The 23,211-nt window shown below is 74.5% G+C and carries 23 protein-coding genes and 2 pseudogenes; 9 read left to right on the top strand and 16 right to left on the bottom strand.

The features are described from left to right. Nucleotides 1-12 precede the first annotated feature (12 nt). Nucleotides 13-387, top strand: a complete 375-nt coding sequence (locus ACFYUY_RS11830) for a hypothetical protein (RefSeq protein WP_387900164.1) — start codon at nt 13-15, stop codon at nt 385-387. 106 nt (nt 388-493) lie between these two features. Here the strand turns inward: ACFYUY_RS11830 and ACFYUY_RS11825 are convergent, their stop codons facing one another. From ACFYUY_RS11825 to ACFYUY_RS11810, 4 genes and pseudogenes are all read right to left on the bottom strand, one after another. Beyond that, nucleotides 494-1,483, bottom strand: a complete 990-nt coding sequence (locus ACFYUY_RS11825) for a phospholipase (RefSeq protein ID WP_360206421.1) — start codon at nt 1,481-1,483, stop codon at nt 494-496. A 430-nt stretch (nt 1,484-1,913) separates the two neighbouring features. Continuing rightward, nucleotides 1,914-2,084, bottom strand: a pseudogene (locus ACFYUY_RS11820) (diguanylate cyclase); the annotation flags it as partial. A gap of 94 nt (nt 2,085-2,178) precedes the next feature. Continuing rightward, a complete protein-coding gene (locus ACFYUY_RS11815) occupies nt 2,179-2,886 on the bottom strand; it encodes a B3/4 domain-containing protein (RefSeq protein ID WP_387900162.1) in 708 nt (235 codons plus the stop codon). A gap of 162 nt (nt 2,887-3,048) precedes the next feature. Beyond that, nucleotides 3,049-3,885: an EamA family transporter gene (locus ACFYUY_RS11810; RefSeq protein ID WP_387900160.1), complete on the bottom strand. Its 837-nt coding sequence runs from the start codon at nt 3,883-3,885 to the stop codon at nt 3,049-3,051. 125 nt (nt 3,886-4,010) lie between these two features. Between ACFYUY_RS11810 and ACFYUY_RS11805 the strand changes: the two genes are divergently transcribed. Beyond that, entirely contained in the window at nt 4,011-4,595 is a 585-nt protein-coding gene (locus ACFYUY_RS11805) for an XRE family transcriptional regulator (RefSeq protein WP_360206430.1), read from the top strand. Nucleotides 4,596-4,659: 64 nt separating this feature from the next. Here ACFYUY_RS11805 and ACFYUY_RS11800 read toward each other — a convergent pair whose 3' ends face one another. Together ACFYUY_RS11800 and ACFYUY_RS11795 are read right to left on the bottom strand one after the other, a co-directional pair. Next, on the bottom strand, nt 4,660-4,983 hold the full coding sequence (locus ACFYUY_RS11800) for a GNAT family N-acetyltransferase (RefSeq protein ID WP_387900472.1): 324 nt from the start codon (nt 4,981-4,983) through the stop codon (nt 4,660-4,662). Nucleotides 4,984-5,742: 759 nt separating this feature from the next. Then, complete coding sequence (locus ACFYUY_RS11795) at nt 5,743-6,585, bottom strand: NAD(P)-binding domain-containing protein (RefSeq protein ID WP_387900158.1); 843 nt, start codon at nt 6,583-6,585, stop codon at nt 5,743-5,745. A 219-nt stretch (nt 6,586-6,804) separates the two neighbouring features. On the opposite strand from ACFYUY_RS11795, the gene ACFYUY_RS11790 reads away from it, so the two are divergent. Next, the gene (locus ACFYUY_RS11790; RefSeq protein ID WP_360206474.1) at nt 6,805-7,206 is read left to right on the top strand and encodes a MerR family transcriptional regulator; all 402 of its coding nucleotides are present in this window, start codon (nt 6,805-6,807) and stop codon (nt 7,204-7,206) included. 104 nt (nt 7,207-7,310) lie between these two features. On the opposite strand, the gene ACFYUY_RS11785 is transcribed toward ACFYUY_RS11790, so the two are convergent. Next, nucleotides 7,311-7,976 carry a TetR/AcrR family transcriptional regulator gene (locus ACFYUY_RS11785; protein WP_360206477.1) on the bottom strand — a complete coding sequence of 222 codons (666 nt, stop codon included), beginning with the start codon at nt 7,974-7,976 and terminating at the stop codon, nt 7,311-7,313. Between the two features lie 227 nt (nt 7,977-8,203). On the opposite strand from ACFYUY_RS11785, the gene ACFYUY_RS11780 reads away from it, so the two are divergent. Beyond that, a complete protein-coding gene (locus ACFYUY_RS11780; RefSeq protein WP_387900156.1) occupies nt 8,204-9,232 on the top strand; it encodes an NAD(P)-dependent alcohol dehydrogenase in 1,029 nt (342 codons plus the stop codon). 22 nt (nt 9,233-9,254) lie between these two features. On the opposite strand, the gene ACFYUY_RS11775 is transcribed toward ACFYUY_RS11780, so the two are convergent. Together ACFYUY_RS11775 and ACFYUY_RS11770 are read right to left on the bottom strand one after the other, a co-directional pair. Next, nucleotides 9,255-9,869 (bottom strand): hypothetical protein, encoded by a 615-nt coding sequence (locus ACFYUY_RS11775; protein ID WP_387900154.1) that lies wholly within the window; start codon nt 9,867-9,869, stop codon nt 9,255-9,257. Between the two features lie 65 nt (nt 9,870-9,934). After that, nucleotides 9,935-10,747: a helix-turn-helix domain-containing protein gene (locus tag ACFYUY_RS11770; protein WP_387900152.1), complete on the bottom strand. Its 813-nt coding sequence runs from the start codon at nt 10,745-10,747 to the stop codon at nt 9,935-9,937. Nucleotides 10,748-11,110: 363 nt separating this feature from the next. Here ACFYUY_RS11770 and ACFYUY_RS11765 point away from each other — a divergent pair, with 363 nt between their 5' ends. Continuing rightward, complete coding sequence (locus ACFYUY_RS11765; RefSeq protein WP_387900150.1) at nt 11,111-11,776, top strand: DUF4097 family beta strand repeat-containing protein; 666 nt, start codon at nt 11,111-11,113, stop codon at nt 11,774-11,776. A 172-nt stretch (nt 11,777-11,948) separates the two neighbouring features. Beyond that, complete coding sequence (locus ACFYUY_RS11760; RefSeq protein WP_360206494.1) at nt 11,949-12,767, top strand: alpha/beta hydrolase; 819 nt, start codon at nt 11,949-11,951, stop codon at nt 12,765-12,767. Nucleotides 12,768-12,872: 105 nt separating this feature from the next. Here ACFYUY_RS11760 and ACFYUY_RS11755 read toward each other — a convergent pair whose 3' ends face one another. Then, nucleotides 12,873-13,676, bottom strand: coding sequence for an alpha/beta fold hydrolase (locus ACFYUY_RS11755; RefSeq protein WP_360206497.1), 804 nt, complete (start codon nt 13,674-13,676; stop codon nt 12,873-12,875). A gap of 499 nt (nt 13,677-14,175) precedes the next feature. Between ACFYUY_RS11755 and ACFYUY_RS11750 the strand changes: the two genes are divergently transcribed. Then, on the top strand, nt 14,176-14,742 hold the full coding sequence (locus ACFYUY_RS11750; protein WP_360206500.1) for an RICIN domain-containing protein: 567 nt from the start codon (nt 14,176-14,178) through the stop codon (nt 14,740-14,742). A 79-nt stretch (nt 14,743-14,821) separates the two neighbouring features. Here the strand turns inward: ACFYUY_RS11750 and ACFYUY_RS11745 are convergent, their stop codons facing one another. Together ACFYUY_RS11745 and ACFYUY_RS11740 are read right to left on the bottom strand one after the other, a co-directional pair. After that, nucleotides 14,822-15,361 (bottom strand): hypothetical protein, encoded by a 540-nt coding sequence (locus tag ACFYUY_RS11745; protein WP_360206503.1) that lies wholly within the window; start codon nt 15,359-15,361, stop codon nt 14,822-14,824. Between the two features lie 244 nt (nt 15,362-15,605). Beyond that, a pseudogene (locus ACFYUY_RS11740) lies at nt 15,606-16,006 on the bottom strand (alpha/beta fold hydrolase); the annotation flags it as partial. Between ACFYUY_RS11740 and ACFYUY_RS11735 the strand changes: the two are divergent. Beyond that, a complete protein-coding gene (locus ACFYUY_RS11735) occupies nt 15,941-16,099 on the top strand; it encodes a hypothetical protein (protein ID WP_360206581.1) in 159 nt (52 codons plus the stop codon). The pseudogene ACFYUY_RS11740 and the gene ACFYUY_RS11735 sit on opposite strands and share 66 nt — an antisense overlap. A 285-nt stretch (nt 16,100-16,384) precedes the next feature. Continuing rightward, complete coding sequence (locus tag ACFYUY_RS11730) at nt 16,385-17,110, top strand: DUF4097 domain-containing protein (protein WP_387900147.1); 726 nt, start codon at nt 16,385-16,387, stop codon at nt 17,108-17,110. Nucleotides 17,111-17,417: 307 nt separating this feature from the next. On the opposite strand, the gene ACFYUY_RS11725 is transcribed toward ACFYUY_RS11730, so the two are convergent. From ACFYUY_RS11725 to ACFYUY_RS11710, 4 genes are all read right to left on the bottom strand, one after another. After that, a complete protein-coding gene (locus tag ACFYUY_RS11725; protein WP_360206508.1) occupies nt 17,418-18,068 on the bottom strand; it encodes a hypothetical protein in 651 nt (216 codons plus the stop codon). A gap of 224 nt (nt 18,069-18,292) precedes the next feature. Continuing rightward, nucleotides 18,293-18,967: a response regulator gene (locus tag ACFYUY_RS11720; protein WP_387900146.1), complete on the bottom strand. Its 675-nt coding sequence runs from the start codon at nt 18,965-18,967 to the stop codon at nt 18,293-18,295. Next, on the bottom strand, nt 18,964-20,346 hold the full coding sequence (locus ACFYUY_RS11715) for a histidine kinase (protein WP_360206514.1): 1,383 nt from the start codon (nt 20,344-20,346) through the stop codon (nt 18,964-18,966). Before ACFYUY_RS11715 ends, ACFYUY_RS11720 begins: the two co-directional genes overlap by 4 nt. Before the next feature lie 320 nt (nt 20,347-20,666). Continuing rightward, nucleotides 20,667-22,862 carry an MMPL family transporter gene (locus ACFYUY_RS11710; RefSeq protein ID WP_387900144.1) on the bottom strand — a complete coding sequence of 732 codons (2,196 nt, stop codon included), beginning with the start codon at nt 22,860-22,862 and terminating at the stop codon, nt 20,667-20,669. Nucleotides 22,863-23,211: the final 349 nt, after the last annotated feature.

Genomic DNA, 23,211 nt, shown 5'->3' with positions numbered 1-23,211 from the left:
GACACGGCCGACGTGACCGCAGCCGCCGGCGCGGCCGGTGTGACCGGCCTGGGCGGTGCGGCCGACCTGGACGTCGAGCGGGCGCGGGTGCTCGCGGAGGCCTTCCTCCGGGCGAGGGTGGCGCGCTGGGAGGAGCTCGGCTGCGAGGTCCTCCCCGCACCGGGGCTCGCCCTGGACGGCTCCCACCTGTTCGCGTTCCGGGCCGCGCCCCACCCCGTCGCGGGGCGGGTGCGGGGGTTCGGCGGGGCCTTCCCGGTGGTCGTCGACCGGGCGAGCGGAGCCTGCCGGTTCGTCACGGGCCCCGAGGAGTACGAGCGCCTGCGGCGCAGGAGGGGCCGACGCGCCCGGGGCTGGGTCCGCTCGCCGGGCCCGACCGCCGGCCCCTGAACGGCCCCCGGCCAGTCCGCGACCGCGGGCGCCCGGCCGGCCGGCCCCTGCGCGGGGGCCTCCGGGAGGAGACCTCCACGAAGGGGCCGGCGGCCTGGGCCGACCGCTACCTGAAGAGACGGTCGCCGCTGGTGGCCATGCGGTGGGTGGAGCTGTGGCGGTTCACCCAGTCGCGCACGAGGTTGACGGCGTTGGCGCACTGCCAGCCGTTGTCGTACTCGCGGACTCCGGTGAAGGCGCCGTACCCGGCGATGATGCCGTCCACGCGGGCGTCGCCCAGCAGCTTGTCGACGTACCACGGGTCGTTGTAGGTGGTCGTCCAGGACAGCGTCGCCGCGAGCCGCCCCGCCGAGCGGTCGGCGGCGCCCTTCTTCAGCTCCGCACAGGTGTTGTAGGTGGCCTCGGTGCAGTTGCCGAAGCCCTTGGTGATGTCGCTGTCGCCGTAGTCCATCGCCCGGTGGCCGGTCGGGAAGCCCGAGCCGGACCGGTCGAAGGCGCCCTGGGCCTGGTCGCGGGTGCCGGTGGTGGTGATGCCCTCCAGCGGGCCGAGCCGGCCCTCCAGGCTCTTCCAGCCCCGCCCGCCGACGTCCGGGGTGTTGCCGCCGTGGTACTCGAAGAAGCCGTAGAGCACCTGGATGCCGGCGGCCGTCAGCCGCTGCGCCTTGTCGCGCAGACCGGCGACGCTGCACGTGCGGTTCGGCTGCTCCCCGCAGTAGTTGGGGTCCTTGATGTCCAGCCAGACCAGGCTCAGCCGGCGGCCCGCGTTGGCGTTGGAGAGGATGCGGTCGATCATGCTGTCGAAGCTGGGGCCGTACCGGTTGTCGCCCGCGGAGGAGCAGTCGTGGTACGCCCGCCATTCGTTCGGGTTCCACCAGGCGCAGACGTCGATCTCGATGCCGTTGGCGCCGTGGCCGAGGGCGGCGTCCACGCCGTCCAGGGTGTCGACGCGGTGGGCGATGGCGTAGATCGCGTGGCGCTGGTCGGCCGCCGCCGCGGGGGTCGCCGCGACGGTGGTGGCGCCGAGGATCCCGCAGAGCGCCGCGATCAGCGCCAGTAAGGTCCGCGGGCCTGCCCCGTACCTGGGGTGAGTGGTCAAGGAGGTGCTCCTTCGCGCGTCGGGGGTCCCGGTCGCCGCCGGTGCGGCGGTCGGGCGACGGGAGGCAGCCGGGCGGGGCCCGTCCGGCGGCGGTCCGGCTTGCGGATTCCCGGCCCCGGCGGGGCTGACCATCCGTAGGCCGACCTTCCGTGGACCGACCGTCGGTCCGGGCGTGCCGGCCCTCCCGGTGACGACACCCCGACTCTGGATTCGTCATGGACACCTCAGTGTGCCACCGGCGCGGGCGACGCACGGGGGAAACGGCACGAATCGGCCTAGTTCGACCACTGTCGAAAGTCGCTGACGGAGGCTCGGCAGTGCGGTGGCGGCCCCGGCCCCGGTCCCGGGTGCCGGCCCGGAGCCCGGCCGGACCGCGACCGCGACCGACCGGGACTGGACCGCAACCAGGACCAAGACCGAACCCCCGGGCCTACTCGGGCCATGCGGAGCCCCGGATGACCTCGACGAAGTCGGCGCGCTCGAAACCCGGGACGAAGTGCGCCAGGACGTCGGCCTTGACGTTGCCGAAGGTGGTGGCGGGGCGGTCGGCGATGCCGCCGGCGAAGGCGGCGGGGATGCGGTTCTTGAAGTCGGGGCGGGGCCCGGGGTGCGGCACGGGCCGCGGGGGTTCGGGCGGGCGAGGAGCTCGGGCCGGCGTCCGCCGCTCCGGACAGCCGGGGCCGGGGCGCTCCGGTTCAGGCCGACGCCTGCGGGCGGGCCGGGTCGAGGTGGTGCACGGCCGTGTGGTCGGCGTGCGGGGTGAGCAGGCCCCGCAGTCGACCGACCGCGGCCTCGAGGAGGTGGCCGTCACGGGTGGCGTGGAGGGTCTCGAGGAGGAAGACGACGCGGGTGGAGTCCTCGGTGACGCGGGTGCGGTGGGCGTCCCGGTGGTTCCAGTGGCGGGTCAGCACGCCGACGGCGTCCGCGTACACGACCTCGCCGGGCGCGGGGTGTTCGACGGTGTCGGGTTCGCCGAGCGGGGTGAAGGCCTCGGTGCCGTCCGCGCGCCGGATGACGACGTCACCGGTGACCCGGTCCAGGTCGAAGGCGCCCGCGGGCAGGCCGTGCCGGACGGAGACGGCGTTGTAGGAGTCCACGGCCGGGTTGATCCGCGGCAGGGCGCCCCGCTTGGCGAGGCGGCGGCCGAGGGCGTCGACGCTCGGGCGGACCCGGCGGGGGTTGGTGCCGAAGGAACGGTAGGCGAGGTGCCAGGCCCCGATGCGCGGGTCGCTCTCGTCGGCGGGCTGCCAGGTGCCGTCAGCGACCTGCCGCTCCAGGTCCGCCAGGGCGGCTTCGGTGGCGGGCCAGGGGTCGCGGCCGCGCAGGCCGGTGGCGGTGACCAGGGCGACGCGGGCGTCGGGGAAGGCGTCGGCGACGGCGGGGTCGAGGCGGAAGTCGGGCACGGGGGGTCCGTTTCGTGGGGGCTCGCGGGGCGGCGGGGCTCGGTTCGGGGCGCGGTTCGGGGCGCGGTTCGGGGCGCGGCGGCCAGGAGTCGGGGGCGGGGGGACGGGGTCAGGAATCGGGGCCGGGGTCAGGAGCCGGGAGTCAGGACTCGGGAGCCGGGGTCAGGCCAGGGCGAGGAGGCTGACGGCGAGGGCCGCGACGCCCAGGCCGAGGAGCTGGCTCCGGTGGATCCGCTCGCCGAGGACGGCGCGGGCGAGCAGGACGGTGGCGGCCGGGTAGAGGGCGGTGACCACGGCGACGACGGTGAGGTCGCCGCTGCGGACGGCGAGCAGGAAGAGCAGGTTCGCCACGGAGTCCAGGACGCCGGCCGCGGCCGACAGCGCGTACGCGGGCCGTTCGGTGCCCAGCCTGCGGCGCAGCAGGGCGGCCGCGGCCAGGGTGACCGCGGAGGAGACGGCCCGGCCGACGATCAGCGGGCCGACGCCGCTGCCCGAGGGGGCCTGGTGCAGACAGACCAGCTGGAGGGCGATGGCGGCGCCCGCCCCGAAGGCCAGCAGCAGCGCGGTGCGGGAGGGGCGCGCCGCGCCGGCGCCGTGTCCGGCGCTGACCAGCACGACGGCCAGCAGCGCCAACGGCAGGCCCACCAGCCCGGCGGCGCCGAGGTGCTCGCCCTGCAGCAGCCCGACCGCGACGGGCAGGGCGGCGGACACCAGCGCGGTCACCGGGGACAGCACGTTCATCGGCCCGATCGCCAGCGTCCGGTAGAGCAGGGCGAACGCGGCGGCCGAGGCGACGCCCGAGGCCGTGCCCCAGCCGACGGCTCCGGCGTCGAAGGAGGCACCGAGGACGGGCCAGAGCAGCAGCTCGACCGCGAGACTGGCCGGGGCGGCGATCAGCACGGTCCGCAGTACGTGGGCCTTGCGGGCGCCGAGGCCGCCGAAGAAATCGGCACACCCGTAGGCGAGGGAACTGCCCAGGGCCAGCAGCAGAGCGATCACGGTGCATCCCCTACGATGTCAGTGGAACGACCACAACGTACAACAGATCGACCGCGCGGCACCAACGGAGTGACCGCACGGTGCAGCGGAATGGTCTACGCGAGCAACGTGAGGAAGGTGGCCAGGTGACCGAGACAGCGGCGGCCCTGCGGACGGTCGCGCACAACGTCCGGGCGGCCCGCACCCGGGCCGGCCTGTCCCTGGAGGAGCTCAGCCGGCGCGCCCAGGTCAGCAAGGGTGCCCTGGTCGGGCTGGAGAAGGCCCAGGGCAACCCCAACCTGGCCACCCTCGTCCGCCTCGCCGACACCCTCGGCATCTCCGTGTCCGCCCTGATGCAGGGCCGGGCCGAGGGCCGGGTGCGCGTGGTGGCCGCCGAGGACGTGGCGCCGCTGTGGACCGGCGAGCGGGGCGGCGAGGCCCGGCTCATGCTCACGACCTCCGGCCCGGCCCCCGTCGAGGTCTGGCGCTGGCGCCTGGAACCGGGCGAGGAGTACCCCAGCCACCCCCACCAGGCCGGGGTCGTGGAGACCGTCAACGTCACCGCGGGCCGGATGACCCTGGTCGTGGACGGTACCGAGCACACCGTCGAGGCCGGCCAGACCGCCACCTTCGACGGCGACGCCGCCCACACCTACCGCGGTGCGGGCACCGGCCCCTGCCACCTGGTGATGACCGTGCACCTCCCGCCCGGCCCCGCCACCACGGGCTGACCCGGGGGGTCGGGCACGAGGCGGGGCGGGGTCGGGCACGGGGCGGGGCGCGGGCACCGGCCGGTCACAGCTGCAGGAGTCCGGCGGTGGTCGGCCGGAACCCGCACCGGGCGTAGAACGACTCCAGGTGCGGCTCGTAGTCGACGTGCAGCCACTGGGCGCCGCGGGCCCTCGCCTCGTCGGCGGCCGCCCGCACCAGCCGCACGCCGAGCCCCCGTCTGCGTTCGTCCGGATGCACCGTCGTGTCCAGGACGAAGGCCTGCAGGCCGCCGTCGCCGGCCACGTTGACGAAGCCGACCAGCCGGCCGCCCCGCCGTGCCGCGACCCACGCCAGACTGCGCGACAGCACCGGCGCGAACGGGACCGGCCGGTGCCCGGGCCACGACATCCCGAACAGCTCGTTCAGCTCGGCGTCCGTCAGCTCCGGACACACCGTCAACACCGCACCCCGCGTCTCACGGCCTGACTCATCCGACGCCTCACGGCCTGCCTCATCCCGCGCCTCACCCCGGGCCCCGCCCGACACCTCGCCCACCACCCAGTCGCCGGCCAGCGGCGCGTCACCGATCTCCATGCGCAGCAGCCTGTCACGCACCCCCGGGCCCCGATGATCACCCCTCCCCCGTTCCCGCCCCGCGTCCGGGGAGGGAGGGACGAGGTGGCGCAGGACGAGGTCGCCGGGCACGACCGGCCGGCCGGTGCCGGCGAGGTGGTCGTCGAGGAGGCCGTGCACGATGCGGTGGTCGACGATCAGGGCGCGTCGTGGCCGAGGTCACCGGGGACGACGAGACCGCCGTCGCGGACGTCCAGACCTGGCCGGGAATCCCGATGGCGGTCGTCGGGCCCGCAGCGATCGCGGCGAGCACGGCCGCCGGGAGCCCGGGGTTCTGCAGCGTGGGCCGCGGGGGCCCAGGCGGCAGGAAGCACAGCGAGCCCGTGCCGACCGGCACCCTGACCGCCATGGCGGCAGGCCGAGTGTCCGGGTCCGGTTCAACACGCCAGGAACCCCCCGCCGATGGTCCCGCCGGAGTCTCGTCCCGCAGCCCGAGCGGCTTGACGAACCGTAGGAGCTTCGACCCCGCCCACGGGGCCCTCCCCCGTTGCGTTGCCGCCGGGGCCGGTCACCGGGACCGGCGCCGAGGCGGGGTCAGCCGGCGAGCAGTTCGACCAGGGACGACACCCCCTCCGGGCCGTGGCCGGCCGTGGCCGCCCGCCGGGTGAGGGCGAGGGCGGCGTCGAGGACGGAGGTGTCGAGGCCGCGGGACCGGGCGGTGTGGGCGACGTGGGCCAGCCCGGCCTCGGCGGAGGCCACGCTGCTGCGGTCGCCCGGGTGGTGGCGGTCGTCCGCGCGGCGGGCGAAGTCCTCGATCAGGGGAGGCAGCAGGAGCGGCAGCCCCTGGGCGTACGGGGCGAGTTCGGCGCCGCGGATGCCCTCGGCACGGGCCAGGGCTAGGGCGTGGACGTAGCCGTGCACGGTGGTCCAGAACAGGTCGAGCAGGGCCGCGTCGAAGGCCGCCGCCCGTCCGGGGTCGGAGCCCACGTGGTGGACGGTGCCCAGGGCCCGGAGCGTGGCGCCGTGCGCGGCGTGGGCCTCCGGGTCGCCACTGACCAGGATCGTGGCCCCGGGGGTGCCGATGGTCGCGGTCGGGGTGAGGATCGCGGCGTCCAGGAGGCGCAGCCCCCGGGCCTCGGCGTCGGCGGCGTTGGCCCGGGCGTCGTCCGGGGCAAGGGAGGTGGCGTTGACGACGGTCCGGCCGCGCAGCGCCTGACCGGCGGCGTCCAGGACGCCGCGGGCGGCCGTCTGGTCGCGGACGCAGAGCAGGACGAGCGGGGCGTCCGCCACCGCGGCCGTTGGGCTCACGGCGGATCGGGCGCCGTGAGCGAGCAGGTCGGCGTCCCGGCCCGGCGTGCGGTTCCACACGGTGACCGGATGGTCCGCGGCCAGCAGTGCCCCGGCCAGCGCCCGCCCCATCGGGCCCAGGCCCAGCACGGCAACGGCGCTACGGAAAGGGGTGGTTGAGGAAGATCGTCGGTTCGGCATGGCGGTTACGCTAGACCTTCACGCCGGCGGCAGGGTCAAGTCGGACGTCCGGGTCCGGCGGCCCGGACCCACCGAACCGACGGCCCGGCAGACCCGGTGGACCGGCGGACCGGCAGACCGACAGCCCGATGGACCGACAGCCCGTCGCCCGACCACGGAGGTGCCACGATGCGGATCGGAGAGCTCGCCCGGCGCACCGGGGCCACCCCGCGCGCCCTGCGCTACTACGAGGAGCAGGGCCTGCTCCGCCCCGAGCGCCGGCCCAGCGGCTACCGCGAGTACGACGAACGGGACGTGGACGCCGTGCACGCCATCCGCACCCTGTTCGCGGCCGGACTCAACAGCGCCACGATCGCCGAGATCCTCCCGGGCCTGCCGTCCCCGGGGCACCGCCGCCCCGGCCCGACCTGCCCGGAGCTGCTCGCGGGCCTGGCCCGGGAGCGCACCCGGATCACCCGGCAGATGGACGAACTCGCCTCCGCCCGGGACCTGTTGGACACCATCATGGGTGCGCAGGCGCCGAGCGAGGTGATCCGCGCCCGACCGCAGGCACCGGCCGCGCCGCGCTGACCGACCCCTTCGGGGGGCGCGGGCGGGGCGGCGGGCGATGCGGCGGGCGATGGGGAGTCGGTCCGCCGGGCGCGGGTCGCGCTGCGCTTCGCCGGCAGGCCTGGTCAACCGGCGGCCTGCTGGAGACCGTCGAGGACCAGGTCGAGCCCGAAGGTGAACTCGTCGCCGTAGGAGTACCCGGGGCGCATCACGTGGGCGGTCGCGATCTCGGCCAGGTACGGGTATTGCCCGTCGGCGAAGCCGGCCGCGATGGACTCGGCCAGTGCGGCGGTCTCCTCCGGCGTGTCGAAGGGCAGCGTCTTCTCCTGCAGGGCGAACCCGTAGATGTAGCTGTCGAGGACCGAGACGGCGTGGGCGGTCAGGGTGAGGGAGAACCCGGCACGCCGCAGGCAGCCGAGGACGGCGTCGTGGTGGCGCAGGGTGGCCGGGCCCGGGTTCGCCCGCGACTCCATGAGCCCGATGGCCCAGCGGTGGCGGGACAGCACCAGGCGCATGGAGTCCGCCCGTCGGCGCATCGCCTCCCGCCAGGGCTCGCCCGGGGCGGGCAGGTCGACCTCGCCGAAGACCAGGTCGACCATGCCGTCGAGCAGGTCCTCCTTGTTGGCCACGTGGTTGTAGAGGGACATCGCCTCGACCCCGACGGCTTCCCCGAGCCTGCGCATGCTGAGCGTCTCCAGGCCGCCGGCGTCGGCGAGCCGGACGGCGGCGAGCAGCACCCGCTGCCGGGTGAGCGCCTCGCGGGGCTGGGGCGGGGTGGTGCGTCGGGTCACAGCGGCGATCGCTTTCTGTCGTGGCCTCGGGGGCGGTGAGGGACTCTCGCGGGCTGGTCGGGCGGTCACAGGAGGTTTCGGGCGGTTTCGGGCGGCCGCGGGCCGGCCGGGCGCCCGCGAACTCCCGGCATTGACGACCTTACGCCGTAAGTGCTGTACTTACGGCGTAAGTGAGACTTACGCCGTAAGTTCGCAAGGGCGCGGCGGCGGAGGCGGGAGCAGGGACGATGCAGAACACGACCAGACGGACCCCCACCAGGACGGCCGGGTCGATGACGGCCATCGCGCAGGAGTGCTACGGCGCCGAGCCGGAGGCCGTGCTGCAGGTGGCACGCCTGGCCCGGCCGGATGCCGGACCGGGCGAGGTGCTGGTACGGGTACGCGCCTCCAGCGTCGACCGGGGCACCTGGCACCTGATGGCCGGCCTGCCGTACGCGGTGCGGCCCGTGAGCGGACTGCGCCGGCCGAAGCTGGCCAACCCCGGCCGCACCATCGCCGGCGTCGTCGCGGCCGTCGGCCCCGGCGTGAGCGGGTTCGCACCCGGCGACGAGGTCTACGGCACGGCACCGGCCGCCTTCGCGGAGTACGCCGTCGCCCGCCCCGACCGGATCGCCACCAAGCCGGCCGGGCTCTCCTTCGAGGAGGCGGCGACGGTACCGATCAGTGCGCTCACCGCGCTCCAGGCCGTCCGCGACCGGGGGCAGGTCCAGGAGGGCCGACACGTCCTGATCACCGGGGCCTCCGGCGGCGTGGGCACCTTCGCCGTCCAACTCGCCCACGCCCTCGGAGCCCACGTCACGGCCGTCGCGAGCACCCCCAAACTCGACGCCGTACGGGCCCTGGGCGCCGACCACGTCATCGACCACACCCGCGAGGACTTCCTCGCCGACCCGCGGCGCTACGACGTCATCGTCGACATCGCGGGCAACCGCAGCCTCAGGGATCTGCGCCGCGCCCTGTCGACCCGCGGCAGGCTCGTCATCACCGGCGGTGAAACGGAAGGCCGTTGGCTCGGCGGCACCGACCGGCAGTTGCGCGCCCAGGCGCTCTCTCCCTTCACACGCCAGACCCTGGGGACCTTCATCGCCTCCGAGCACGCCGACGGGCTGCGCGACCTGACCGCCCTGATCGACGCGGGCACGCTCAGCCCCGTCGTGGACCGCGTCTACCCGCTCGCCGAGGCGGCGGCCGCCGTCCGGCACCTGCTCCACGGCCGCGCCGTGGGCAAGGTGGCCATCGCCGCCCCCGCCGGGTGATGCCTCGGGTGACGCCCTGGTGTCATCGCACCTCCAACTCGGTGTGGTGGACGGTGAATCCGCCTCGCAGGACCGGTGCGAAGGGGGCAGGTGCCATGCAGGTGCCGACCACCGGCTGGTACGGCTTGCCGTCGGCACCGACGTCCACGTTCCCGACGCCCCAGGAGAACCCGAGGCGAGCACCGTCACGGCCGCCGCTCCCGCCGCTCCCGTCGACGCGGCCCCCGTCGCGGCCCTGGTAGATGCTCAGGCCTATGCGCTGACCGACCTCGCCGGTGTCCGACCTGGTGACGACCGCCGTCAGCGTGGCGACCGGGCCACCGGTGGCCAGACAGTCCACCTCCGCGTCGGCGGTGTAGGTCCGCCCGGTCTCGGCGCTGCGGTGGGAGAAGTGGACGGCGCCCCGGGCGTCGGTGGGCAGGCCCTTCTCCAGGCGGGTGCCGGGGAAGAGGTGGGTGTACGGCTCCGCCCGGGCATCGACGGTGAACCAGATCTCGTCGTCGGGGAGGCCACCGACCTCCTGCGCCCCGTGGAGGAACTCGGAACGGGCAGCTGGTCGGAGACCCTGAAAGCCGCCGCCCTGCTCGGAACCGAGGCACGGCACCGGGCTGTCTCGGACGGCCAGGTCCGGGCCCACGGAGCACCGGTCGACGACACACCGGATCCGACGATCCGATGATGCGATGCTCCGAACGAGATCGCCTAGCCGCGGACCGGGCCGGGCCCGGCGGTGGCGGGTGAGTCGGCGGCCGTGCCGGCGTCGGCGGCGGCCGGGGTGCCGGCGTCGGCGGCGGCCTGGGGAGTTTCGGGCCTGGTGTAGAGCACGTCACGGGCCTGTTCCGCGGCGCGGACGATGCCCTCGGAGACGAAGTCGAGGAAGCGGGCGACGTTCTCCAGCCGGGTGGCGGCCGGGGTGCCGGGACCGAGGACGCCGACGCCCTGTCGGGCGGCCTCGCTGAACGTGGCATTGTCCCGGGCGCTGCGGATCATCGACTGGTACCAGAGGTCGTCGTCGACGATGTAGCGCTCGCGGCGGCGTTCGTCGCGCTGCCGGCGGATGAGCTCCAGGCCCTCCAGGAGCGTGACCGCCTTGGAGACGGACGCCGGGCTGACCTGCAGGCGCCGGGCGAGGTCGGCGGCGGTGAGGCTGCCCGCGTCGGTGGTGTAGAGGCAGGCCAGCACCCGGGCCGTCATCTTGGGCAGGCCCGAGTGCATGAGGATGGTGGTGAGCGACTCCTCGTACTCGCGCACGGCCTCGGGGTCGCGCCCGTCCGGCTGGGGTGCGGACTCCGGACCCCGGGGGGCCACGGGCCGGCGCCGGTGCGCGCGGTGCTCGGTGGCGCGGTGGGCCAGGTCGGCGCGGTAGGAGGTCGGGCCGCCGTTGCGCATCACCTCACGGGTGACCGTCGAGGTCGGGCGGTCCAGGCGCCGGGCGATCTCGGCGTAGGGGAGGCTGTCGGCCAGCCCCAGCGCGATCTGCTGGCGTTCCTGCTGGGTGAGCCTGCCTCCCGGCATCGCGGTCTCCTCGGTGTTCCTCGACGGTCTTCGACCGTGTTCGACGGTTCGTGACGGCCGTTGGCGGACGGCGCACTTCACGACCCCTGGCGGTGTTCCTCGTGGCCCTCGGCATCCCTCGGCGCCCCCCGGTTCCCCTTCGCCGGGGCCCTGCGCCCTCACCATAGCGTTCACCTCCAACCCATTGCAATGCCGCGAGTCACTGGCGTTGCGTTAGGCGAGAGACCATTGCAATGAAAACTGTCACTTGACCTGCAGAGTAGGAGTTTTTGCGCAACAAGCACGTTGCCGAGACATGGAAAGCAACGTAGCGTTTCCCTTGTCAGAAAACAGCACGCAGGCAACCGAGCACAGGAGCGCACGATGCAGAAGTTCGACACCCCCGCCCCGATCGCCGCCGTCCTGGACATCCCGGCCGGGCGCGTCCAGTTCATCGCCGCCGACCGCGGCGACACCACCGTCGAGGTCCGGCCCGCCAACCCCGCCAAGGGCCGCGACGTCCAGACCGCCGAGCAGACCACCGTCACCCACGCCGACGGCGTCCTCCGGATCAGCACCCCCGAACCGGCGAACCGGCTCTTCGGCCCCTCGGGAGCCCTGGAGGTCACCGTCAAGCTGCCCGTCGGTTCCCGCGTCGAGGCCAGGACCGCCAGCTGCGAGCTGCGCGGCGTCGGCCGCCTCGGCGACGTCCACTTCGACGGCGCGTACCGGCAGATCAAGATCGACGAGGCGGCGAGCGTGCGCCTGACCGCGGTCGACGGCGACGTCGAGATCGGCCGCCTCACCGGCCCCGCCCGGATCAGCACCGCACGCGGCGACATCCGGATCACCGAGGCGGTGCGCGGAGCGGTCGTGCTCGGCACCCAGTCCGGCGACATCACCGTCGGTGCCGCCGCCGGCGTCTCGGCCACCCTCGACGCCGGCACCGGCCACGGCCGCATCAGCAACGCCCTGCGCAACGACGGCACCCCCGGACTCGACATCCGCGCCACCACCTCCCAGGGCGACATCACCGCGCGCAGCCTCTGACGGAACACCACCGGGGCGCCCCGGCACACCGGCACGACCCGACCCGGCCCGGCGCAACGCGGCGCAACGGCAACTCGGCGCGGCCCGACGCAACGCAGCACGACTCGGCACGACACGACTCATCACGACACGGCACGACACGACACGGCACGACACGACCAGGGGGAACACCATGGCGAAGAACAGCAGCACCTCGACCGCCCGGCAGTGGACCGGCATGGTCCCGGTCGACGACACGGCCCTGGCCGTCACCGACAGCGGCGGCCCCGGCATTCCCGTGCTCTACCTCAACGGCCAGTTCGCCACCCAGGGGTACTGGCGGCACGTCATCACCGACCTGGGGACGGACTGGCGGCACATCACCTACGACGAGCGGGCCCGCGGCCGGAAGTCCGGTCGCTCGTCCGACTACTCCTTCGAGGCCGCCGTCCGCGACGTCGACGCCGTCCTCGCGGCCCGCGGCGTGGACCGGGCGCTGGTGGTGGGCTGGTCCTACGGGGCGTTCGTGGCGGCGCACTGGGCCGCCAGGAACCCGCAGCGCGCCCTGGGCGCGGTCCTGGTCGACGGCGCCTTCCCGTACGACTGGCTGGACGAGGCCATGGAACAGCGGATCCGCAAGCAGTTCCGGCAGTGGAGCTGGTTCCTCCCGCTGGCGCGCCCGACCGGCCTGACCCCGCGGATGACGGCCGACGAGATGTCGGACTGCAACATCGAGCTCGGGCGGATCTCCCGCGAGAGCGCTCTGAGCCCGGTGCTGGACGGCATCACCGTCCCGGTGCGGTACGTGGTCGCGTCGGGGTCCTCCCTCGGGAGCCGCGGCGACGAGCAGGAGCGGATCCGCACCAGCCTCGACGGCGTGACCACCCGCAACCCGAACATCGAGGTCAGCGCGAAGGTCGCGAGCAACCACGGGGCGATCCTGAAGAAGGACCACCGCGCCGTCGCCGACGCGGTGAGCGAGGTCGCGGCCGCCGACCGTGGCGGGCGCTGACGGTCGGCCCCGCGTCCGACCGCGGGGCCGACCGCGGGGCCGGAGACGGCCGGCCGGCCAGACGGCCGGCCGGCCGGGTGGGTGGGGCGCCGGGGACGCCGGGGATCAGGTGGCGGCGGCCGCGGCCTCCCGGGCCTGGCACTTGTCCACGTACTCGGTGACGGCCGAGAAGAAGCGGTCCGGGTCCTCGAACGGCAGGCCGTGCCCGCCCGGGACCTCCAGGTACTCGGCGCGGGCGATGGCGGCGGCGAGTTCGCGCTGGTGGTGCGGCGGGATGACCCGGTCGTCCGCGCTGGCCAGCACGAGGGTGGGCGCGCTGATGCGGCGCACCGCGTCGCGCAGGTCGACCCGGGCGTCCAGCTCGATCTGGCCGAGGATGCGGTCGTCGAGCATGGCGGTGAAGCTCGCGGCCATCTCGGCGAACTGGGCGTCGTCGAGGGCGGCGAGGAGGTCGGGGCCCATCGCGGTGAGGACCAGTTCGCGGGCCAGTAGGTCCCGGTCGGTGCGCAGCAGGCGTGCCCACAGGTCGAACATGAAGGCCTCGCGCGGGGTCGTCCTGACCCATCCGGCGTGTAGGACGAGCGAGGCGACGGCGCCGGGGTGGCGGGCCCCGACGGCGGTGGCGACGGCGGCGCCCACCGAGTGGCCGACCAGGTGGAAGCGGTGGAGCCCGGCGGCGCGGGCGGTGGCGACGACCCGGTCGGCGAGGTGGTCGAGGTCGAGGGGGTCCGGTTCGGGGGCGGTGCCGCCCGCGCCGGGCAGGTTCGGGGCGACGACGGTGTAGCGGTCGCGCACCGCGTCGATGAGGGGGCCCCAGTTGGAGGCGGCCTCGGCGCCGGTGCCGTGGATGAGGACGAGACCCGGTCCGGTGCCGGCGACGATGCGGTCGAGCGGGGCGTGGCTGGTCACGGTCGTTCCTCCGGGCGGGGTGGCGCAGCATCAGGTTCAACAGAGACCTTACATGTATCAGGGCCCTGATATGCAATGGGGTGCGACGACGACACCCGGGGGTGGGGGGGCGGTACGCCGCCGGGGATGGGGCCGCGACGACGCCCCGGACGGGGGCGGTACGGCGCCCGGCTGACGGGTGGTCATCCGGCGGACGGCCCGGCCACGGGTCCGCCCCCGCGTCGAGGCAGGCTCCTCGGCCCATGACCCGCGAGAAGACGACCGTACCGAATCTTGATCATCACCTGGCCCGGGGTTTACCCGTGCCTGCGTAGAGTTCTCGCGCGTCGGCGGTCCGGGCACGTGTCCGGGCTGTGGGGGACGGGCCCTGTGGCATTGTGCTGGGGCCCGGTCCGACGCGGATCTGGGTACTGGGCGTCCGCCGTGCCCCGCCCTCTCCCCTCTCCCCTCTCCCCCACGAGCTCCGCCCGCGAGCACTTCCCCAAGGGACCGGTCCGCCTTGACCCTCCGCACCACCTCCCCCCGCATCCGACCGGCCGCGGTCGCCGCCGGCGCCGCCCTGGCCCTGGCCGCCGCCCTGCCGGCCGCCCCCGCCTCCGCCGCCGGCGGCAGCTTCGGCAACCCGACCTCCAGCACGCTGGTCAACGCCAACTCCGGCAAGTGCCTGGAGATCGCCGACTGGCGCACCGACGACGGCGCCCCCGCCCGCCAGTGGGCCTGCACCGGCGGCGCCAACCAGATGTGGGACTACGTGCCCGACAACGGCGGCTTCGAGCTGGTGAACCGCAACTCCGGCAAGTGCCTGGAGATCGCCGACTGGCGCACCGACCCCGGGGCACCCGCCCGCCAGTGGGCCTGCACCTGGGGCGGCAACCAGCACTGGAACTACGCCGGCACCCTCGGCGACCGCGGCGAACTCGCCCTCGCCAACTTCAACTCGGCGCTGATGCTGGAGATCGCCGACTGGCGCACCGACGACGGCGCCCCCGCCCGCCAGTGGCCCGGCGCGTACGACGGCGTCGCCCAGGCGAACAAGGCGTGGATCACCGCGATCAAGCGCTACTGAGACGCGGAACCGCGCGACGCGCAGGCCCTGCCGGGACGGCGGATCCGGCAGGGCCTTCGGCGCGCCGGGCCCGGGCGGGTCAGTCCTCGTCGAGGCCGGACAGGGCGTCGGTGATCAGTCGGGTGGCGAAGTCCTGGTCGCCGCCGGACATCCGGTTGATGCGCTCCGCGAGCAGGGCGGCCGTGGCCTCCAGCGGATTCATCTCGGCATCGGTCCAGGGCCCGTACTGCGCGCGCCACAGGTTGGGGCTCAGACCACTGCCCGCGGCGACCAGCAGGCCCGCCATGGTGGGGACCACCTCGGGACGGAAGGTCAGGGGCATCATCCGCATCGTGGCCACCATGCTGGGCACCACGTACTCGATGACGTCCTCGTCGTGGTTCTCGCAGACCGTCCGCAGCCAGTTCATGTACATGAAGATGAGCGTGCAGGCGCCGTCCAACAACGCGTCGAACCCATCGGGGCCCAGCGAATCGGCGAACTGGGCGACCAGCCGCTGCTGTTCGGGGTCGGGATCGGTCCTTCCCCCGTACACGGCCCTGAGCCGCGAGTCGATCACCATGAGCGCCGCCCCCACATCACCGACGGGGGCGTCCTGGGGGTCGCAGGACGATGACACGGGCTCCTCCTCGATTCCCTCGGACGGCCTCGGCCGGCACCCGGCCCGCCCGTTCGCAGCGTAGGCCGCCCGGCCGCCGCAGTCCGCCGAATCCCCCTCACACCCCCTGTTCGGGTGACGATCGGCGTGCGGCGGACGAGCAGGGCACCGTGAGCAGAACGCCCTCTGCGGTCCTGCCCGGTGCTACCGGCGTCGCGTCACCGTCATCGCCGCCTTCTCCTTCGGCTCCGCTCCGGTCACTCCGCAGATCGGCGGAGAGGAAGGGGGCGAGGAGCGCGAACAAGGCGTCCGGGCGGTCGAGGGGGATGATGTGGCCGCAGTCCTGGAGCTGGTGTCCGACCAGGTCATCGGCGACGGGACGGAGTTGGCGTTCGAGCCCGGTGCCGACGGGGTGCGAGCCGACGGCCATGGTGGGCATGGTCAGCCGGGCCGTCGCCACGGCGTCCTGGATCTGCTGCGCGCTGGTGGGCAGGGCCCGGTAGTGGCACCGAAGCCTCGCAGGTCCGGGGCGATGACCCGGTACCGCCCGGCCAGCCGGCCCATGATGCCGCCCCAGAGCCGCCAGGTGTGCGGGAAGCCGTGCAGCAGGAGGACCGCCGGTCCGTCCCCGGCGATCGCGACGTTGAGCCGGACGCCGTTCGTCACGCGCTCGCGGGGCTGCGGACCTGGGCGGAGGAGCACATGGCCGAGATCGACCGCGCCAACGAAGCCGTCGGCCAGGAGACCGATGAGGGATAGGCGGGCCGGCGTCTCGCGGTGGCCCGTGGGCTCCGGAACGGGCGGGGAGGGGCGGCGGGTCGAGGCGGATCCGTCGGCGCGGCCGCCGGTGGGCGACGGGGTGGTGACGGCCGGGCGCGGGGCCCGCGGGTACGGGCTGCCTCCGGGTGCATTGGGGGGTTAATACCACCGACCCGGGCCACCACGCGCGGTTACTGTCGTCGGGACGGCTCCGGACAGGAGCGGTCATACGGGGTTTTCACGGGACGAACGCGCACGATGTGCACGATGTGGGGGGAACTGATCATGGGTCACTACCAGCGTTACGCAGGGGCGCTCGCGGTCGGCGGGCTGGCGGTCGGGGTGCTCAGCGCCTGCAACCCGGTCGGGACGAGGTTCGACGACGACGCGACCGTGTCGGACCGGATCACCGCCGTGCGGCTGGACACCTCCGCCGGGGACGTGACCGTCCGCGGCAAGGCCGGCGCCACCCAGGCCGCGGTGCACCGCGCGATCACCTACCGGAGCGACAAGCCCGGCGCGACCACCCGGGTGGAGGGCGGCGTGCTGGTGCTGGGCGGCTGCGGACGCAACTGCTCGGTGGACTACACCGTCGAGCTGCCGCCGGGGCTGCCGATCAGCGGCGGGACGTCCTCGGGCGGGGTCAAGCTCTCGCAGGTCGGAGAGGTCACGGTGCACACCAGTTCGGGCGACATCGCACTCGACGACGTCGCCGGGGCGGTCGACGTGCGCACCGACAACGGCGACATCAAGGGGACCACGCTCAAGGGCGACAAGGTCCACGCCAAGACCGACAACGGCGGGATCACGCTCACCCCCGGCAAGGCCCAGGACATCACGGCGAGGACCTCCAACGGCGAGATCAAGGTGACGGTGCCGACCGCCGCCTACCATGTCAGTGCCTCGACCGACCTGGGCGAGAAGCACATCGGCGTCCAGAACGACCCGAACGGCAAGTACCGCCTGGACCTCGGCACCGACATCGGCGAGATCACCGTCAAGACGGGCTGATCGGACGGCCGGTGGAGCGGTCCGCCGCCACCGCGGACCGCTCCGCCCCGCCCGCGCCACCCGCACTCCGGGGACCGGTCCGGACGTCCGGACCGCCCCGGGTTCGGCCCGACTGCACGGCATGCGTCGCCGGCGCGCGCAGGATCGCACGCGAACAGGCACCTCGTGGTGGTGGCACCCTGAATTCACGCTCCGGGCACGAACCTGCCGGGCACGAACCCGACCTACACCAACCCGACTTACACGAACCCGACCGGTACGAACACCGCCGGTGCGAACCTGCCGGGCGCGAACCCGGGGGAACCGGTCAGAGGGCGACCTGGACCTCGGCGCGGTGGCGGATGTACTCGTCGGGGTGCGAACGCGCGATGGCCACCGCGGTCTCCACCAGGGCGTGCAGCTGCGCCGGGTAGGCACGCGGCACGAGGGGCAGCCCGGGGAGGATGGAGCGCCGGACGTCAAGGTCCTCGTTGGCGACGAACTCCCGCAGCGCGGCCTGGTACCAGGCGTCCCGGACGGTCGACCCCTCGTCCTCGGCGGCCCGGTTGCGGGCGTCCCCGACGGACAGGGACGTCCAGTACCAGGCCCGGGCGGCGCCGGCCCGCTCGGCGTTGGTGCCGGTGTGCAGGTAGCCGAGCAGGGTCAGCCGGACCCTGCGCTGGCCGAAGGCGAGCAGCGCCGGCTCGACGAAGCGCCGGTTGAAGCTCGGGTTGGGGTCGTGGACCGCGGCCTCCAGCAGCGCCTGGAAGTACTCCTCGGGCAGGTCCGACCGGCCCGCGAGCGCCTTGTGAACCTCCCACCGCGCCGCGCTCGGGAAGTCGGGCCCGTAGGCGGCGTCGACCCCGAGCAGGCCCAGCAGCCGGGTCAGCCGCAGGTCGAAGTCCTGCGCGGCGTCCGCCGGACGCCCGGGCAACGGCTGGAAAGTCCGCACCTCGCCTGCCGTGTCCTTCGTTTCCACGACCATCCTCCTCATCCTGAGTCACCGGCAGACTACTCGCGGATACACCAGTTCGGAGGACGTTTTCGGGCAGGCTGAAGGCCGAATCATTAACATTCGGCCAGACTTTGACGATTTCTCGGATCAGGATTCGACCGTGTCGCGACGGGTTATGTCACGGCGGTGGTGCCGCCACGGAAGCGGTGGTGCTGCGCCGGTGGTGCCACGGCGACGGCCGGCGCCGGTCAGCTCGGCCGGCCGGGCGGAACCAGACCGGACTGGTAGGCGATGGCCACGAGTTGGGCGCGGTCCCGGGCGTCGAGCTTGGCCATCGCACGGTGGACGTGGGTCCGCACGGTGAACGGGCTGACGAACATCCGCTCGGCGATCTCCTCGTTGGTGAGTCCGGTGGCGGCCATCGCCATGACCTCGCGCTCGCGGGCGGTCAGCACGGCCAGCCGCTCGGAGGCGCCGCCGGCCGCCGGATCGGGCTGGGCGAGGAGCTGGTCGATCACGGCGCGGGTGGCGGCCGGGGAGAGGAGGGCGTCCCCGGCGGCGACGGTGCGGACGGCGGCGAGCAGCTCGGCCGGGTCCGCCCCCTTGCCCAGGAAGCCGCCGGCGCCCGCGCGCAGCGCCTGCGCCACGTACTCGTCGATCTCGAAGGTGGTGAGGATGAGCACCCGGGTGCCGCTCAACTCCTCGTCCGAGCAGATGGCTGCGGTCGCACCGAGGCCGTCGGAGCCCGGCATCCGGATGTCCATCAGGACGACGTCGGGGCGGGTGGCACGGGCGAGCTCGACGGCCTGGTGGCCGTCGGCGGCCTCCCCCACCACCTCCATGTCCTCCTCGGCGTCGATCAGGACCCGGAAGGCGCCGCGCAGCAGTGCCTGGTCGTCGGCGAGCAGTACCCGGATGGTCATGCGTGGCCCCTGTCGTCTGGAACGGAACGGACGGGTCGAACGGCTCGGACGGACCGGGCGGCTCGAACGGACCGGGCGTCCTGGTCCTCGCCCCCGCCGGCGCACCGCGCGACGCCGTCCCGCAGCGGGCCCCGCCGAACGGCGTCACCGCCGACGCCGCCCTCCCGGGCCGGGCCGTCGTCGCGGGCACCGGTGCGCAGCGGGAGTTCGGCGGTGACCAGGAAGCCGCCGTCGGCGCACCGGTCCGCGGTGAGGCGGCCGCCGACGGCGGCGGCCCGCTCGCGCATGCCGATCAGGCCGAAGCCGCTCTCCCCCGGGGCCGCGTGCGGCGGCAGGGTGGGCCGGGAGTGCCCGTCGGCCGGCGGGCGCCCGTTGGCCACGGTGACGGCGACCCGGCTGCCGCGGTACGCCAGGGTGAGCTCCGCGCCGGCGCCCCCGGCGTGCCTGGCCACGTTGGTCAGCGCCTCCTGGACGATCCGGTAGGCGGTGAGGTCGACGCCGGGCGACAGCGCCCGGGCCTCGCCCTCGACGGTGAGCCGGACCGGCAGGCCGGTGCGTTCGAAGGCGCCGATCAGCTCCGGCAGCCGGTCCAGGCCGGGCGCGGGTTCGAGCGGGGCCCGATCCTCGGCGCGGCGCAGCAGGCCGACGGTGGCGCGCAGCTCCTGGAGCGCGGAGCCGGTGGCGTCGGTGATGTGGCTGAGCACCTCGCGGGCCTGGGTGGGGTGGCTGTCCATGAGGTAGACGGCGATGCCGGCCTGGGCGTTGGCGAGGGCGATGTGGTGGGCGACGACGTCGTGCAGGTCGCGGGCGATCCGGATCCGCTCGTCGGCGACCCGGCGGCGGGCCTCCTCCTCGCGGGTGCGCTCGGCGCGTTCGGCGCGCTCCTCGATGGCGGCGAGGTGGGCGCGGCGGTTGCGGATGGAGTCGCCGAGGGCGCCGGGGAGCAGGGCCCAGGCGAGGACGCCGAGCCGCTCGCCGATCGGGCCGACGCCGTCGGCCAGCACGGACAGGCCGGTGAGCAGCGCGGCGGTGGCGATGGAGGCACGCAGCGCGGTGGCGCGGTCGGTGCGGACCGCGAGGAAGTAGAGGGCGACGAGCAGGGGGGTGGCGAGTCCGGAGGTGAGCCGGGGGCTGGTGAGGGTGAGCGCCATCGTGCAGAGCAGGGTGACGGCGACCACCGCGCGCGGGTGGCGGCGGTGGGCGAACACCGTGACGGCGGAGAGCAGCGCGATGATGCTGGTGAGCGGGCGGAAGCCGGTGTAGTGGCCGGTCTGGTCGACGGTGGCGCCGACGCCGGTCATCAGGATCAGCGTGGCGCCGCCGGCGACGTCGAACAGCCGGGGGTGGTCGCGGCGCAGCCGCTGCCAGGTGTCGCTCATCGTGGTGCTCTCCGGGTCGGGGGTGCCCTGGCGGCACCCTCGCCGGGGTCTGCCAGGTCGTGCCGGGCCGCGCCCGGGTGGGCGGGGCGGGCCGGGTCGAGGGGGGCGGCCGCGGTGGCGCCCCGACAGCAACGGTAACGGTACGGGCTCGAACCGGTGTCCGAGCCGGGGCCCGCCCCCGTGAGGAGGGGCGGGCCCCGGCTGAGGGACCGGAGGGGCCGGCGGGCCGGACGGGTCAGCGGGCCGGAGGGGCCCGCGGATCAGACCGGACCGCCGGGTCGGGCAGGGCGGGACGGGCCCGCCCCACCCGGAGTGCGGCGCTACACGCCGACGGACTCCCGGACCGGGGTCGGCTCCGGGGCCGCCGTCTGCAGCTTGCTGCCCTCGACGTCGACGTCCGGTATCAGCCGGTCAAGCCAGCGCGGCAGCCACCAGGCGTGGCGGCCGAGCAGGGCCAGGACCGCGGGCACGATCGTCATCCGGACCACGAAGGCGTCGAAGGCGACGGCCGCGGCCAGACCCAGGCCCATCATCTTGATCATCGGCTCGCTCATCCCGATGAACCCCGCGAAGACGGCGATCATGATGAAGGCGGCGGCGGTGACCACCCGGGCGTTGTGGCGGAAGCCGGTGACGATGGCCTCGGCGGGCCGCTCGCCGTGGACGAAGCCCTCGCGGATCCGGGTGACCAGGAACACCTCGTAGTCCATGGCGAGGCCGAAGACCACGCCGATCATGAAGATCGGCATCATGCTCATCACCGGCCCGGTCTGCTCGACGCCGATGAGGTCGGCCAGCCACCCCCACTGGAAGACCGCGACGACCGCGCCGAGCGCGGCGGCCACCGAGAGCAGGAACCCGAGCGCCGCCTTCAGCGGGACGAGGACGGAGCGGAAGACCACCAGCAGCAGGATGACGGCGAGGCCGACGACCACCGCGAGGTAGGGCACGAGCGCGTCGGTGAGCTTCTGCGAGACGTCGATGTTCATCGCCGTCGTGCCGCTGACCAGGACCGTCGCGCCGGTGGCCGACCTGAGGCCGTCGGCGTGGCCGCGGATGGCGTGGACCAGGTCCTTCGTCCGGGCCTCGCTGGGACCGGTGGCGGGGACCGCGTTCAGCAGGGCGGTGTCGCCCGCCTTGTTGAACATCGGCGGGGCGACCGAGACCACGCCGGGCAGCGCGGCGACCGTCTTGGCGACCTCGCCCGCAGCGGCCTTCGGGTCGGCGGTGCCCTTGGCGTCGACCAGGACCGTCAGCGGCCCGTTGAAGCCGGGGCCGAAGCCCTCGGAGAGCAGGTCGTAGGCACGGCGCTGGGTGGTGGAGACGGGCTTGGACTCGTCCCCCGGGAGGCCGAGCCGCAGGTCGAGCGCGGGGGCGGCGAGCACGCCGAGGCCGATCACGCCGCCGAGCAGCACGGCGAGCGGGCGGCGCAGCACGAACCGCGCCCACCGGGAGCCGCCGTTCTCGCGCTTCGACTCGACCGCGCCCCGGGCCTTGCGGACCTTGCGGGGCAGCACCCGGCGGCCGATGAAGCCGAGCAGCGCGGGGACCAGGGTGAGCGCGACCAGCACGGCGACGACCACGGTGCCGGCGGCCGCCATGCCCATCTTGGCGAGGATCGGGATGCCCACCACCGAGAGCCCGGCGAGGGCGATGACCACGGTGAGACCGGCGAACACCACCGCGGACCCGGCGGTGCCGACGGCCCGGCCGGCGGCCTCCTGCGGGGTGCGCCCCTCGGCGAGCTCGGCCCGGTAGCGCGAGACGATGAACACCGCGTAGTCGATGCCGACCGCGAGGCCGAGCATCATCGCGAGCGTGCCGGTGGTCGAGGAGAGGCCGAGCATGCTGCCGAACGCGGTGATCAGGGCCATGCCCAGGCCGACGCCGACCACCGCGGTGAGCAGCGGCAGCCCGGCGGCGACCAGCGAACCGAAGGTGATCACCAGGACCACCGCGGACAGCGCCATGCCGATCGCCTCGCTGCTGCCGCCCGCCTCGGGCTTGGCCGTCAGCGCGTTGCCGCCGACCTCGACCTTCAGCCCGGCGTCCCGCCCGTGCTGGGCGGCCTGCTGCAGGGCGTCGGTGGCGCCCGTGGACAGCGTGCCCGCCTTCACCGAGTAGCTCACCGTCGCGTAGGCGGTGGTGCCGTCCTTGGAGACGGCACCGGCCTTGAACGGGCTGACCGTGCCGGTGACCTCCGGGGCGTGGGCGAGCTCGGCGACCGTCCGCTCCACCGCCTGCTGGTTGGACTCGGCGGTGATCTTCTGCCCGGACGGCGCGACGAAGACCAGCCGGGCCGAGGCGCCGTCGGCGTGCCCGCCGGGGAAGCGCTCGTTCATCAGGTCGAAGGCCTGCTGCGCCTCCGTGCCGGGCATCGCGAAGCCGTCGTCGGGCGCGGCGGGCGCCTTGGCCGCCAGGACTCCGCAGACCGCCAGCACGGCGACCCAGAGCAGGGACACCAGCCGGCGCCGGACGAAGGCCCATCGGCCCAGGCGGTACAGGAACGTGGCCACGGAGAGTGGACTCCTTCAGGATGTCGGGCACAGTGCGCGCCGCGGCCGGATCGACGCCTCACGGCGCGGTCCGCCCGCAGCATGACCAATCCTTGATCGCCGGCCCCTCCTCCGTCGTCGTCCCTGCGCAGGCCGTTTGCGTACTGCGGACGCAGTACACCCCTCCCCCGGACGGCGGAGCGCACGGCCTGCGGCGGAAGCAGTCGTACCTACTCCCGGAGGTGTCTCGGGCGGCCCCGCGGGGCCCCGGCGGGCGGGCCGCCGCGGCCCCGGCGTCACCCGTGCGGGCGGCGACGACGGGCCGCGGGCAGCCCGGCGAAGTAGCGTGATGTGCCTGGCCCGGACCGAT

Source organism: Kitasatospora sp. NPDC004745, from assembly GCF_042873275.1.
Taxonomy (GTDB): Bacteria; Actinomycetota; Actinomycetes; order Streptomycetales; family Streptomycetaceae; genus Kitasatospora.
This window is presented reverse-complemented; position numbering and strand designations above follow the sequence as displayed.

Coding starts and splice junctions, on each gene's coding strand:
- ACFYUY_RS11790 (WP_360206474.1), top strand. CDS start 6,805: ATGCGGATCGGAGAGCTCGCCCGGCGCACCGGGGCCACCCCGCGCGCC.
- ACFYUY_RS11720 (WP_387900146.1), bottom strand. CDS start 18,967: ATGACCATCCGGGTACTGCTCGCCGACGACCAGGCACTGCTGCGCGGC.
- ACFYUY_RS11730 (WP_387900147.1), top strand. CDS start 16,385: ATGGGTCACTACCAGCGTTACGCAGGGGCGCTCGCGGTCGGCGGGCTG.
- ACFYUY_RS11715 (WP_360206514.1), bottom strand. CDS start 20,346: ATGAGCGACACCTGGCAGCGGCTGCGCCGCGACCACCCCCGGCTGTTC.
- ACFYUY_RS11800 (WP_387900472.1), bottom strand. CDS start 4,983: ATGTCGTGGCCCGGGCACCGGCCGGTCCCGTTCGCGCCGGTGCTGTCG.
- ACFYUY_RS11760 (WP_360206494.1), top strand. CDS start 11,949: ATGGCGAAGAACAGCAGCACCTCGACCGCCCGGCAGTGGACCGGCATG.
- ACFYUY_RS11770 (WP_387900152.1), bottom strand. CDS start 10,747: ATGCCGGGAGGCAGGCTCACCCAGCAGGAACGCCAGCAGATCGCGCTG.
- ACFYUY_RS11780 (WP_387900156.1), top strand. CDS start 8,204: ATGCAGAACACGACCAGACGGACCCCCACCAGGACGGCCGGGTCGATG.
- ACFYUY_RS11765 (WP_387900150.1), top strand. CDS start 11,111: ATGCAGAAGTTCGACACCCCCGCCCCGATCGCCGCCGTCCTGGACATC.